The sequence below is a fragment of the Lentzea albidocapillata genome (assembly GCF_000719115.1).
GTDB classification, from domain to species: Bacteria; Actinomycetota; Actinomycetes; order Mycobacteriales; family Pseudonocardiaceae; genus Lentzea; species Lentzea albidocapillata.
In genome coordinates this window covers 135,188-148,083 of the sequence record NZ_JOEA01000014.1, presented here as the reverse complement: position 1 = coordinate 148,083, position 12,896 = coordinate 135,188, and the positions used below count along the sequence as shown (strand labels likewise).

General features: G+C 70.0%; 9 protein-coding genes. 2 read left to right on the top strand and 7 right to left on the bottom strand.

The genetic code is table 11. The annotated features are described in order from the left end of the window. Positions 1–49: 49 nt before the first annotated feature. The 7 genes from IG04_RS0122350 to IG04_RS0122320 all read right to left on the bottom strand — a co-directional run bounded on the left by IG04_RS0122350 (position 50) and on the right by IG04_RS0122320 (position 10,955). The gene (locus IG04_RS0122350) at positions 50–2,362 is read right to left on the bottom strand and encodes a beta-L-arabinofuranosidase domain-containing protein (RefSeq protein ID WP_030478638.1); all 2,313 of its coding nucleotides are present in this window, start codon (positions 2,360–2,362) and stop codon (positions 50–52) included. A 214-nt stretch (positions 2,363–2,576) separates the two neighbouring features. Further along, positions 2,577–3,416: a LacI family DNA-binding transcriptional regulator gene (locus IG04_RS0122345; protein WP_030478637.1), complete on the bottom strand. Its 840-nt coding sequence runs from the start codon at positions 3,414–3,416 to the stop codon at positions 2,577–2,579. Further along, positions 3,406–5,865, bottom strand: a complete 2,460-nt coding sequence (locus tag IG04_RS0122340; protein ID WP_030478636.1) for a glycoside hydrolase family 2 protein — start codon at positions 5,863–5,865, stop codon at positions 3,406–3,408. Before IG04_RS0122340 ends, IG04_RS0122345 begins: the two co-directional genes overlap by 11 nt. Then, complete coding sequence (locus IG04_RS0122335) at positions 5,862–6,617, bottom strand: ABC transporter ATP-binding protein (protein ID WP_030478635.1); 756 nt, start codon at positions 6,615–6,617, stop codon at positions 5,862–5,864. Before IG04_RS0122335 ends, IG04_RS0122340 begins: the two co-directional genes overlap by 4 nt. After that, positions 6,614–8,293 carry a dipeptide/oligopeptide/nickel ABC transporter permease/ATP-binding protein gene (locus IG04_RS0122330; protein ID WP_084401116.1) on the bottom strand — a complete coding sequence of 560 codons (1,680 nt, stop codon included), beginning with the start codon at positions 8,291–8,293 and terminating at the stop codon, positions 6,614–6,616. The genes IG04_RS0122335 and IG04_RS0122330 overlap by 4 nt, the downstream gene beginning before the upstream one ends. Beyond that, positions 8,290–9,288, bottom strand: a complete 999-nt coding sequence (locus IG04_RS0122325; protein WP_030478633.1) for an ABC transporter permease — start codon at positions 9,286–9,288, stop codon at positions 8,290–8,292. The genes IG04_RS0122330 and IG04_RS0122325 overlap by 4 nt, the downstream gene beginning before the upstream one ends. 2 nt (positions 9,289–9,290) lie before the next feature. Continuing rightward, positions 9,291–10,955 carry an ABC transporter substrate-binding protein gene (locus IG04_RS0122320; RefSeq protein WP_030478632.1) on the bottom strand — a complete coding sequence of 555 codons (1,665 nt, stop codon included), beginning with the start codon at positions 10,953–10,955 and terminating at the stop codon, positions 9,291–9,293. Positions 10,956–11,090: 135 nt separating this feature from the next. Between IG04_RS0122320 and IG04_RS0122315 the strand changes: the two genes are divergently transcribed. Both IG04_RS0122315 and IG04_RS0122310 read left to right on the top strand, forming a co-directional pair. After that, entirely contained in the window at positions 11,091–12,332 is a 1,242-nt protein-coding gene (locus IG04_RS0122315; RefSeq protein ID WP_051770418.1) for an ROK family protein, read from the top strand. A gap of 9 nt (positions 12,333–12,341) precedes the next feature. Continuing rightward, entirely contained in the window at positions 12,342–12,887 is a 546-nt protein-coding gene (locus tag IG04_RS0122310) for a PH domain-containing protein (RefSeq protein ID WP_084401118.1), read from the top strand. Positions 12,888–12,896: the final 9 nt, after the last annotated feature.

Genomic DNA, 12,896 nt, shown 5'->3' with positions numbered 1-12,896 from the left:
ACCGACGTGGTGCGTGTCCCGGAAACCACCGGGGACACGCACCACGCGTTCAGTTCGCGACCAGGCGCCAGCGGTTGTCCGCGGTGCCGTTGTCCGAGTCCTGCACGACCTGCGCACCCGCGGTGGTGGAGCCGTCGAGGACGCCGAGCAGCTTTCCGCTGTGGGCGTTGCGGATCTTGTAGGTGCCGTCGCCGCCGGGGACGAACGTCCACCTGTGGTCGGCGGTTCCGTTGTCGGACCACTGCAGGACGCGGGCGTTGTCGGCCGTGGACATGTTCTCCACACCGAGGACCTTGCCGCTGTGGACGTTGCGCAGCCGCACGTCGGACCCGTCGGTGACGATCTGCCAGTCGTGGTCGGCGGTTCCGCTGTCGTGCCACTGCACGGCGAGGCCGCCATCCACTGTGGACATGTTCTGGATGCCCAGCACCATGCCGGTGCCCGCGTTGACCAGCCGGTGGCTCGCGGTGGCGCCGCCGGTGCTCCAGTAGACGTTGTAGTTGAAGCCGTGGGCGTCGTGGAACGGCCCGAGGTTGATCCGCGTCCCGTTCGCCGTCGCGGTGAACGCCAGCGACGAGGTGCTGGTGCGCGTGACGGAGCCGATGTCCAGTGACGGCAGCCCGGAGGGCTTGGTGTTGCCGTAGTTGCCCGCGAGCACCGCCGGGCCGTAGGTCAGCGCGACGACACCGGCGTTGTCGTTGGCGGGCTGGGCGATCACGCGCATCGGCAGCCGCAGCGCTACTACGTCGCCGGACGTCCACGAGCGTGTCAGGGTCGCGTAGGTGCCGGGCGTCGTGGTCACGTTCTGCGCCACGCCGTTGACGCTGACGGTCGCGCCCGTGGTCCAGGCGGGGATGCGCAACCGCATCGTCCACGAACCGGCCGCGTTGCCGGTGACGGTGAGCGTCGTGGTGTCGCTCGCCGGGTAGCTCGTGGTCTGGGTGACGGTGATGCGCCGGGACGACCACGTCAGCACCGACGGCGCGTACAGGTTCACGGTCAGGGTGCTGCCGCTGAAGAAGTAGATCGAGTCGGCGAGCTTGGTGTTGGTCTCCAGTCCGGTGCCCTGGCAGCACCAGAACGTGCCGTAGTCCGTGCTCCAGTGACCGCCGCCCCACGCCGGGCCGGTGTCGCCGCGCCGGTGACCGGGATTGAGCCCGGTGAAGTAGCAGGTGTGGCCGTGAGGGTCCGCCGGGTTCTGCTGGCCGATCAGGTGGTTGAGCAGGGCGCGCTCGTAGTAGTCGAAGTAGGCCGCCCGGCCGGGGTCGGTCAGCCACAGTTCGCGCGTCAGCCTGAGCATGTTGTAGGTGTTGCATGCCTCGCACGTATCGGTGCTCAGGTAGGCGGCGATGGCGTTGGGTGCGCGGAAGTGCTCTGCCTGGCTGTTGCCGCCGATGGCGTAGGTGTGCGCGCCGATGGTGATGTTCCAGGCGTTGAGGGCGATGTCGCGGTAGCGGGTGGTCCCCGTCGCCTTGTACTCACGTGCCGCGCCGATCCACTTCGGCACCTGGGTGTTGGCGTGCAGGCCGTTGAGGCGGTCCTGGCCGGACGCGAGCGGGTCGAACACGGCGGCGTGGTCGAACCGCTGGGCCGCCGTCAGCCAGCGGGAGTCGCCCGTCTGCTGGTAGAGATCGGCGAGCACGGCGTTCATCCCGCCGAACTCGGTGCCCAGAACGGACTGCATCCTGCTGTAGGACAGCCGGGCCGTGCGCCAGTCGACCCATCCGGCGAAGCGCAGCAGCACGTCGCGCGCCTGGGTGTTGCCGATGTGGCGCCACACGTCCAGCAGCCCCGCGAGGGTCTTGTGCAGCGAGTAGTACGAGACGGACTTGGGGGAGCCGTTCTCCAGCGCGTCGAAGTCCGACTCGGGGAAGCCCGAGAGGTACCCGGTGTTGAAGCCGGCCGCCGCGTTGTTCGCCTGGCACTTGGCCAGTTCCGCGACCATGTGGTTCGCCCTGTCCCGGCACGTCGTGTCGCCCAGGACCGCCCACGCCTGCGCCCAGGCCGTGAGGAAGTGCCCCTGGCTGTGCGTGCGGAACGGGAAGTCCGGCGCCTCCCATCCGCCCAGCGCGGCGGCGCCGTTCGTGGACAGCCGGTGGTTGGCGCGGAAGTTGTAGAGCAGCCGGTCGACGTCGACGAAACGCAGGTAGGACAGCGTCCGGTTCTGGTTGTCCAGCCACCGGCCCTGTGTCAGCCGGACCTCGGACAGGTCGAACGGGTGGGCCGACACGCCGGCGTCGGCGCGCACAGGCGGTACCGAGGCCGCCTGCGCTGACCCCGCCACCAGTGACGGTGCCGTGGTCGCGATGGCGGCCACGCCCGCGGCTTGGAAGAGCCTGCGTCGACTCAACGATGAGGACATGAGGATGCTCCAGTCGCTCGGCGAAACTGCGGTCGCGGCGCTGCAACGGAATGTAGCCACGAGGTTGCCGAGAGGTCAACGCTCAATGTGAGCGTTAACTTTGAGCAATGTCGCGACTGAAAGCATCTCTCATGCTGTGTTCGGCCCAGATCTGTTAGCGTTCACACCGCCTGTCTGCCACCGGTGCCGTGGTGTCCTCAGGGACGGACGTGTCCTAAGTGGACGCGGGGGCCGTCGTGCCGCGCGCCAGGTAGCGGGCGGTCGGCGACCAGCGCGGCGTGACCGGGCCGCCGTCGATCCGCTCCAGCACCGACTCCGCCACCGACACGCCGAACTGGTGGACGTCGACGCTCATGGTCGTGAGGGCGGGGGAGGCGAGCCGGCACAGCGTCGAGTCGTCCCACGCCACCAGGCTGAGCCGGTCCGGCACCGCGACACCGAGCGCGGCGGCCGCGGCGAGTCCCGCCACGGCCATCACGTCGTTGTCGTAGAGGATCGCGGTGGGCGGCTCCGGCCCGCTCAGGAGCGCGGTAGTGAGCTTGGCGCCCGCCTCCTCGGAGTAGTCGCCCTCGACGATCATCGGGTCGACGCCCGCCCGTGCGCATCCGGCCAGCAGCGCGTCCGTGCGGGCCCGCGTGTGCAGCAACGCCGAGGGGCCGGTGACCCTGGCGATCCGCCGGTGCCCCAGGTCGAGCAGGTGCCCGAGCGCCTCGGCGACCGGCCCGGCGTGGTCGGTGCGGACCGAGGGCAGCCGGGGATCGTCGCCGACGACCACCGCGGGCAGTGCGATCTCCGCGAGCACGGCCGGGCGCGGGTCGTCCGCCACCGGGTTCACCACCACGACGGCGTCCACCAGGCCGCGGCTCGCCCAGCGGCGGTAGGCGGCGATCTCGGCCTCGTGGTCCGCCACGATGTGCAGCAGAACGGACAGGTCGCGCTCGGCGAGCCGTTCCTCTATGCCCGCGATGAACTCCATGAAGAACGGCTCGACCCCGAGCAGGCGTGCGGGCCTCGCGAGCACCAGGCCCACCGCGCCCGTCGGTTCACCGGACATCGGGCACCGCACGGAGGTCGTTGGCACAGCGCAGGACCAGCGGATCGGTGAAGGCAGCCGGGTCGACGACGGCGTCCGTGCGGATGTGGAACACGCGCACCTCTCCGGCCAGCAACGGCACGAGCGAGTCGTCCACGACCGCGTCCGGCGCCACCCGGTCGGCCAGGACGGCGACGTCCCGTGCGAACGAGCCGGCCCGCACCTCGACCTCGTACCCGCCGCGCACGGCTTGTGCCTGCGCGGTAAGGGGACTCGGGTCGTACGCGAGTTCGACGTCCTCCCGGAACGGCAGGATCGCGCGGGCTTCGGCGGTGGTCGCCACCATTACCTCCGCGTCGTCGTTCGCCGGCTGTAGCAGCGCGTCCTCCAGGTCCAGGCAGAGGACCGAGCGGGGCGGCACCGTCCGGCGCAGTCTAGTCAGGTGCAACGTGACCCCCCGGAACGTCTGCCGATCAAGGGTGAGGTGCGCGTCCCACGGCTCGTCGTGGTCGTTGACCGCGACGAGCACGAGCCGGTCGCCGCGCGGCTGGAAGGTGAGGAGCCGGGGCGCGTAGGCGTGGCGCAGCCCGTACCACAGCGGTTTGAGCCGTTCCTCGCTGTCGATCGCCGCCCAGGACGTGACCGGCCAGCAGTCGTTGAGCTGCCACACGATCGCACCGGCCGTGCGCGGCCACCACGAGCGGAAGTGCTCGATGCCGAAGCCCACCGCCCGCGCCTGGTTGAGCTGCGTCGCCCAGTGCCAGTCCTCGAACCGCGCCGGCAAGGGCAGGCGCGCCGCCAGTCCGCGCGCGAGCTTCCCGTTGCCGTCCTCGGCCTTCTGGTGCGCCAGGAAGCTCGGCGAGTCCGGGGTCAGCGGCCGGTCGTGGATCCAGCGGGTGAGCGTGGCCCACGCCGGCGGGCCCTGGAACCCGAACTCCGAGCAGAACCGCGGCACGTGGTCGCGGTAGTGCTCGTAGCCGGCCTCGTTCCAGACGTGCCAGTCGTGGCGCGTGCCGTGGTCCTCGTCGTTGGGGTGCAAGCCGTCCACCGGGCTGTACGGGCTGCCGGGGCAGTAGAACCGGGTCGGGTCGAGTTCGGCCACGATGCCGGGCAGCAGCTCGTCGTAGTGACCGAGGCCCCACGTCCGGCCGTCCAGCTGCTCGGGCCAGCCCCAGTCGGCGAACCCCCAGAGGTTCTCGTTGCCGCCGTTCCACAACGCCAGCGAGGCGTGGGACATCAGGCGCGCGACGTTCTCGCGTGCCTCGGCCTCCAGCTCACCGCGGATCGGCTCCTCCTCCGGGTACGCGGCGCACGCGAGCGGGAAGTCCTGCCACACCAGGACTCCGCGCTCGTCGCAGACGTCGTAGAAGTCGTCGGACTCGTAGATCCCGCCGCCCCACACCCGCAGCAGGTTGACGTGCGCGGCCACGGCCTGGTCCACCCGCCGCACCAGCCGCTCACGGGTGATCCTGGTGAGGAAGTGGTCGTCGGGGATCCAGTTGGCGCCCTTGACGAAGAGCGGCCTGTCGTTCACGACGACGGTGAACGGCGTGCCGTGCTCGTCCGGGGTCGTGTCGACGGTGATCGTGCGGAACCCGATCCGCTTGGCCGTGCTGTCGAGCCGCTCGGACTCGCCGCGCAGCACGACGTCCAGGTTGTAGAGCGGTTGTTCGCCGTGTCCGGCCGGCCACCAGAGCTCGGCGCCGGGCACGTCCACGCGGGCGACCACGGTCGTCTGACCGGCCGGGACGATGACGGTGCGCTTGTGCGCGCCCAGGGTGATCAGCAGTGTCAGGTTCTCGGCGGCGTCCGGCGTCCACTCGATGTCGACGTGCAGCTCGACCTGCCCGGTCGTGCCGGCGACGGTGACGATCGGGCGAACTCGGGCCAGGCGCGCGGTGTGCCAGCGCTCCAGCCGCACCGGCCGCCAGATGCCCGCGGTCTGCAGGTCCGGACCCCAGTCCCAGCCGAAGCTGCACGCCATCTTGCGCACCATGTTGAACGGGTGCGCGTTGACGTGCGGCCGGCTGCCGAGAGCGGCCTCGACCTTCTCGGCGTGCGCGAGCGCCGACGAGAACGACACCGTCAGGTCGTTGCCGCCGTCCACCAGGAACTCGCGGACGTCGAACCGGTAGCCGCGGTGCATGTTCGCCGTCTGCCCGGCCACATGCCCGTTCAGCTCGACGGTGGCGACGGTGTCGAGGCCGTCGAACACGAGGTCGGCCCGTTGTCCGGGCCTGGCCGTGGCAGCGAGGAAGGTGGTGCTGTAGCGCCAGTCCGCACGGTGCATCCAGGCGAGCTCCTCCTCCGCCCGGTCGAGGAACGGGTCGGTGATCAGCCCGGACGCGAGCAGGTCGAGGTGGGTGCTGCCGGGCACCGCGGCGGGCACCGTGCGGCCCCGGATGTTGTCCGGCACCTCGTTCGTGGCCGCGGTCAGCTGCCAGCCGTCGTGCAGGTACTGGCGGATCAAGGCTGTCCTCCTTGTCGGAAACGGGCTTCCGGATCGGGCGCGGCGGCGGCGAGCTGCCGGGTGTACGGGTCCTGCGGACGTAGGAGCACGTCGTCGCCGGGCCCTCGTTCGACGATGCGGCCCCGGTGCATCACCAGGACCTCGTCGGAGAAGTGCCGGGCGGTGGCCAGGTCGTGCGTGATGTAGAGGACCGCGAGGTCCTCCTCGCGTTGCAGCCGGTCGAGCAGCTTGAGCACGCCGAGCCGGATCGAGACGTCCAGCATGGACACCGGTTCGTCGGCGATGATCACCTTCGCGCCCGGTGCGAGTGCGCGGGCTATCGCCACCCGTTGCCGCTGCCCGCCGGACAGCTCGTGCGGCCGGCGGCGGGCGAGGTCCGGGGTGAGGCTCACGCGCTCCAGCAGGTGAGGCACCTCCGCACGCGAGCGCCCGTGCAGGACAAGCGGCCGGGCGAGGTGGTGTTCGACGGTGTGGAACGGGTTGAGCGAGGCGAACGGGTCCTGGAAGATCATCTGCACGTGGTCGCGGTACGCCCGCCGCGCCACGGGTTCGCCGCCCTGGCCGGTCAGCGTGATCTCGCCGGAGGTGGGACGGACCAGGCGGGCGATCATCCGCGCGATCGTCGACTTGCCCGACCCGGACTCGCCGACCAGCGCGACGGTCCGGCCGGCGGTGAGCGTGAAGGAGACACCGTCGACCGCGCGGTGCCGGTGGAATGTCTTGGTGAGGTCGCGGACTTCGAGCGTGGTCATCGGATCAGGGCTCCTCGCTCGCCGGTCAGACTGGGGAACGACGCGAGCAGCTGCCGCGTGTAGGGGTGCTGTGGCCGCAGGTACATCTCCTCCGCCGTCGCGTACTCGACGACCTCGCCCTCGCGCATGACCGCGATCCGGTCGCTCAGCTCCAGCAACAACGGCAGGTCGTGCGTGATGAACACGACCGCGAACCGCAGCTCGTCGCGCAGCCGCTTGATCTCGTTGAGGATCTCGCGCTGCACCAGCACGTCGAGAGCGGTGGTGGGCTCGTCCATGATCATGACCTGCGGTTCGAGCAGCAACGCCATGGCGATCATCACGCGTTGCCGCATGCCGCCGGACAGCTCGTGCGGGTAGGAGCCGAGCCGGGCCGGATCGACGCCGACGAGCCGGAGCACCTCCGCACACCGGGCCTCACGGTCCGAAGTGGACATCGCCGGGCGGTGCGTGCGCAGGACGTCCTGCAGTTGCGCGCGGATCGGGGTGACCGGGTTCAGGGAGTTCATGGCGCCCTGGAAGACCATGGACAGCCTGACCCACCGGAACGCGCGGAGCTCCTCCGGGCCCAGCGCCAGTACGTCGACGCCGTCGAACACGACCGACCCCGAGGTGACCTCGGCCGGCGGCCGGTGCAGGCGGTTGATCGCGTAGGCGAGGGTGGTCTTGCCGCAGCCGGACTCGCCCGCCAGTCCGAGGATCTCGCCGCGCCGCAACGTGAGTGACACGTTCTTGACGGCGTGCACGGGTGTGGTGCCCTGGTAGACGACGTTGAGGTCGCTGACCGTCAGCACCACGTCCTCGTCCTCGGCCGCGACCACGGGTGTGGTGGCCACGACGTCACGCCGGCGCCGGACCCGTTCGCGCAGCGCGGGGTTGATGATCTCGTCGATGCTGAAGTTGACGAGGGCGAGCGCGCCGCCGAACAGAGCGATGACCAACCCCGGCGGGACGAACCACCACCACGCCTCGCGTTGCAGCGCGAAGCCGTTCTGCGCGTAGTAGAGCATCGTGCCGAGCGTTGAGGAGTCGGCTGCCCCGAGCCCGAGGAACGACAGGCCCGCCTCGCTCAGGATCGCGAGGATGACGGCGAACACGAACTGGGAGGCCAGGATAGGCAACAGGTTCGGCAGGATCTCCACGCAGATCACCCGCCACGTCTTCTCGCCGGACACCCGTGCGGCGGCCACGTAGTCCCTGTTGCGCAACGACAACGTTTGCGCGCGCAGCACTCGGGCGGCCGCCGCCCACCCGGTGATCGCGAGCACCAGCGAGATCGTCCACGTACCGCGCTGGTCGGCGGGCACGAACCCGGCGACGACGATCACCAGCGGCAGGCCGGGGATCACCAGCATCACGTTGGAGAACAACGAGAACGCCTCGTCCACGACACCGCCCGCGTACGCGCCGACGATGCCGAAGACACCGGACAGCACCGTCGCCATGACCCCGACGAGCACGCCGATCCACAACGATCCTCGGGTGGCGTGGGTGAGCTGGGCGAGCACGTCCTGGCCGGTGACCGTGGTGCCCAGCAGGTACCCGTCGCCGGGCGGGGTGAGCCCGATGTCCCTGATCGTGGCGGGATCACCGGTGAGCAGCGGACCGACGAGTCCGAAGAGGACGATCAGACCCGCAAGGCCGAGCCCTGCGGCGAGTTTTCCCGACCAGGTCATGACACCGTGCTCCGATCCCTCGTGCGGGCGTCGATCAACCCGTACAGCAGGTCGACGACGAGGTTCGCGCCGAGCACCGCGATCGTGATCACCAGGAAGATCCCCTGCATGAGCGCGTAGTCGTTGTTCTGCACGGCCTGCAGGAGCTTCGAGCCGATGCCGGGGTAGGAGAAGACCTGCTCGGTGACGATCGACCCGGACACGACGAACCCGAGTGAGATCGCGAACCCGGCGACGGAGGGCAGCACGGCGTTGCGCGCCGCGTACCGGACCATGACCCGGCTGCCGGTCAGGCCCTTGGCCCGCGCGGTAAGCACGTAGTCCTCCGACATGGCCGACACCATCATGTTGCGCATGCCGAGCAACCAGCTGCCGACCGAGGAGAGCACGATCGTCAGCGCGGGCAGCGTGCCGTGGTAGAGCGCCGAACCGAGGAACTCCGCGCTCCAGCCAGGATCCAGGACCACGTCGTAGCCGCCGTTGAGCGGGAACCAGCCGAGCCCCGACGAGAGCAGCGCGACCAGGATCAGTGCCAGCCAGAAGTACGGCACCGCGGACAGCATCGTGGTCGCGGGCACCAGCGAGTCGAGCCAGGTGCCGCGCTTCCAGCCGACGAGCGCGCCGAGCCCGACCCCGAGCACGAACGAGATCAGGGTCGCGAGCCCGACGAGCACGATCGTCCACGGCAGCGAGTCGCCGATCACGTCGGTGACCTTCGCCGGGAACGCGCTGACCGACACCCCGAGGTCCCCACGCAGCAGGTTCCTCAGGTACGCCAGGTACTCCTGGGCGAACGAGTCGCGCCCGCCGGTGCCGAGCAACGTCTCGTAGGCCTGCCGGGCGGCGGGGTCGACGGACCCGCCGCGCTGCTGGAGCTTGGCCATCAGGATGTCCACCGGGTTGCCAGGCAACAGCCGCGGGATGACGAAGTTCAGCGTCACCGCCGCCCACAGTGCCACCAGGTAGAAGGCGACCTTGCGCAGGTGGTAGCCCATCGTCAGGACCCGGCGGGCTTGAGCTTCGCGTACACCTGCGAGGCGTCCGGCCGCTTCCACACGGCGGGGAACGCGTAGAGGTCGTCCTTCGTCGGCCAGCCGGTGAACGCCTTGTCGTTGTACACGTTCGGCACACCGCCGGTCAGCACCGGGATGTACGGCATGGACTTCTCGAGCTCGACCTGGATGGTGTCGTAGTGCGCCTGCCGCGCGGGGTCGCCGCGGTCGGTCTTCTTGAGCTCGGCCAGCGCCGCGTCCACGACCGGGTTGCTGAACCGGGCGAAGTTCGGGTTGGCGGCCTGCCCGACCGGTGCGGTGGTCGCGGTCGAGAAGAAGTAGCTGTAGGTGTAGTACGGGTCCGGCGCCGGACCCTGCTCGACCGAGTCGATCAGCAGCTCGAACTGGCCGCGGCCGCGCGCGTCGGCCCACTCGTTCCACGACAGCTGCTGCGGCGTGATCTTGACGCCGATCTGGAGCAGCTGCTGGCTCAGGGTCTCCAGCGCGGTGATGTAGTCGGTCCAGCCGGCGACCACCTTCACGGTCAGTGCCAGCGGTTTGCCGTCCTTGGCGTAGATGCCGTCCGCACCCTTGACGTACCCGGCGGACGTGAGCAGCTCGGTGGCCTTGGCGACGTCGGCGTTCATCGGCGCCATGCGGTCGGTCAGCTTGTCCGACAGCAACGCCGTGTCGCGCGGCTGCAGCGTGAAGCCGGGGGACATCTCGCTGCCGGTGTTCTGGAAGGCCAGCGAGTTGATCTGGGTGCGGTTCATCCCGTGGTAGATCGCCCTGCGCACGGCCGGATCGGTCTGCGGCCCCTGGCAGCCGAGCCGCGCGTCGGAGCACGTGAACAGCGCGACCTGGTTGAGCGGCAACGTGACCGCCCGGTAGCCGGGGTAGTTCTTCTCGACGTCCTTGACGTCCGGGACCGGGCCGGTCTGCCAGTCGATCGAACCGGCCTTGAGCGCGTCGACGCCCGCCTGGTTGCCCGACAGCGACAGGTAGCGGACCTGCTTCACCGCCGGCTCGCCGCCCCAGTACTTCGGGTTCGCCTTGAGGGTGAACGACTGCGCCTTGAACTCGCCGAGCTGGAACGGACCGGTGCCGACCGGGTTCGCGTTCACCTCGGTCGCCGGCGTCGGGTAGTTCTTCCAGACGTGCTCGGGCATGATCCACAGCTGGCCCAGCACCTGAGGTCCGTCCATGTAGGACGGTTCGGGGAACTTGATGACCACGTGCGTGTCGTCGACCGCGGTCGTCGTCCCCTTGAAGCCGGTCTTGTTGACCGCTGGGGTCTTCGCGACCATGTCGAACGTGAACTTGACGTCCTCGGCGGTGAACTTCTCGCCGTCGGACCAGGTCACGTCGTCTCTCAGGGTGACGGACAGCTCCGTGCCGTCCGCGTTCCACCCGAACTCGGTGCCGAGCACGGGCTTCGGCGGTCCGTCCTTCGCGATGTTGAAGAAGAACAGCGGTTCGTAGATCGTTCCGGGCCCCTCGATCTGGGTGGGTGCGTACGGGTTGAAGTTCAGCTGGAAGTCGCCGGCCTGCCCGGTGTAGACGACGAGCGTGTCGCGTGGCCGGCCCGCGCCACTGGAGCCGGAGCAGGCAGCAGTGGCCGCGACGAGGACCGCGAGACCTAATGCGCAGAGCCGCTTGTGCAGGAACATCGTTGATCCTCCCGAGGCTGGGTGGTTCGCGGCGAGGATTCTTCAGTGACTAAACAAAGAAAGTCAACGCCTCGGGATGCTTTACTGATCCGAGGTTGTCGATGGATCAAGTTCGTCGTTCGACGGAGGAGTGCTGTGAGCGGACCGGCGCGGGTAACCCACGCCAGCACCAGGGCGGCCGTGCTGGACCTGGTCAGGGCGGCGGGCATGATCAGCCGCGTCGGCCTGGTCAACGCCACCGGCCTGACCGGCGGCACGATCTCCACCGTCGTGCGCGGCCTGATCGACGAGGGGCTGGTGGCCGAGACCGGGCACGCCGAGTCGACCGGCGGCAAGCGCCGGGTCATGTTGCAGCTCAACCACTTCGCGCGCTACGCCGTCGGCGTGCACCTCGACGACGCGCGGATCACCTACGTCCTGACGAACCTCGGCGGAGCGGTCGTCGCCAGGATCTCGCGCCCTGGCGCGGCCGCCGACGAGCCGGCGGTCGTGGTCGCCAGGGTGGCTCGCGAGGTCGGCGCGCTGATCGACAGCGTCGGCGTCGAACGCGATCGAATCCTCGGGCTGGGACTCGTGGCGGCACGTCCGTCGGAGCACCACGAGTTCGGCCGTGCGCTCGAGCGGGCGACGGGCCTGCCGGTGGTGCTCGACAACGACGCGACGGCGGCGGCGATCGGCGAGCACTGGTCCGGCGGCGTCGGCGCGACGTCGACGTTCGCCGCGCTGTTCATGGGAACGGATGTCGGCGCCGGCGTCGTACTCGGCGGCGCCACCTACCGGGGCCCGAGCGGTCACACCGGCGAGATCGGCCACACCTGCCTCGACATCGACGGCCCGTGGTGCCGGTGCGGCGCGCGTGGGTGCCTGGAGGTGCTGGCCGGTCCCGCCGCGGTCGTGGAGCAGGCGCGGGCCGACCGGGCGCTGAGTCGCGCGGCGGGCCTCGTCGGAGGCCGGACCCGCGCGGCCACGCCGGTCGCGGCGGACTTCGCGGCGATCAGCAGGGCGGCCCGGCAGGGCAACACCCGTGCGGTCGCGTTGCTCGAACGGTCGGCCCGGTACTTCGCGGCCGCCGCGCGCACGCTGGCGAACGTGCTGGACCTGGAGGTGCTGGTGCTCACCGGCCCGAGCTTCGCGATCGCGGGCTCGGTCTACCTGCCCGTACTGCGCGCCGAGCTCGACAGCGCGTTCATCGCGCGCGACGCCCACCCGATCTCCGTGCGGTTGTGGAACGTTGCCGGGGGAATTCGGGGTCAGACGGGTGCATCGTGGTGTCGCCCCCACGTTCTCGTACTGGTTGTACGGGGGCGTGGGGGCGGCGCCGCGAGGTGTCCTGCTGAGCGTGGATTACCTCGCCGACGTTCCGGGTCACGCCACTAGGGTGTGCCCATGAACCGGGGCAGGGCAGCGGTGGTGCTGCGCAGGAAGTTCGACAGCACCTTCAGCTGGGTCGTGACGCTGGGCGCGCTCGGCACGAGCACGTACGTGCTGCTCAACCCGTTCCCCGGCAACGGGTTCGGGCACCAGCTGGAGTTCATCGCGATCATGGCGCCGCTCACGTGGTTCATGTGGATGGTCGGCGCGCACTCGGTGGTGGAGGTCCACGACTCGGGTGTGCTGGTCGTGAACTGGTTCCGCAGGTACTGGGTGCCGTGGGCCGAGCTCGCGTCGGTCGAGGCGACGCGGGAGGTCGCCCTCGTCACGACCTCGGGGCAGCGGATCAACGTCGCCGTCGGCGCCTTCTCCGCGGCCAGCTCGTTGCGGGGCAGCCGGGTGCAGTCCCGGATCCGGGAGGCCATCGAGCAGCACCGGCCGCACCCGGCGCCGTCCGATGGCGGTGGTGTGCGCAGGAGCCTCGACCTGGCGCCGTGGCACTTCGCGGGCATGGTGGCGTTCCTGCTCGTCGTCGCCTGGATCGGGTTGTGGCTCGGGTGAGTACTGTCG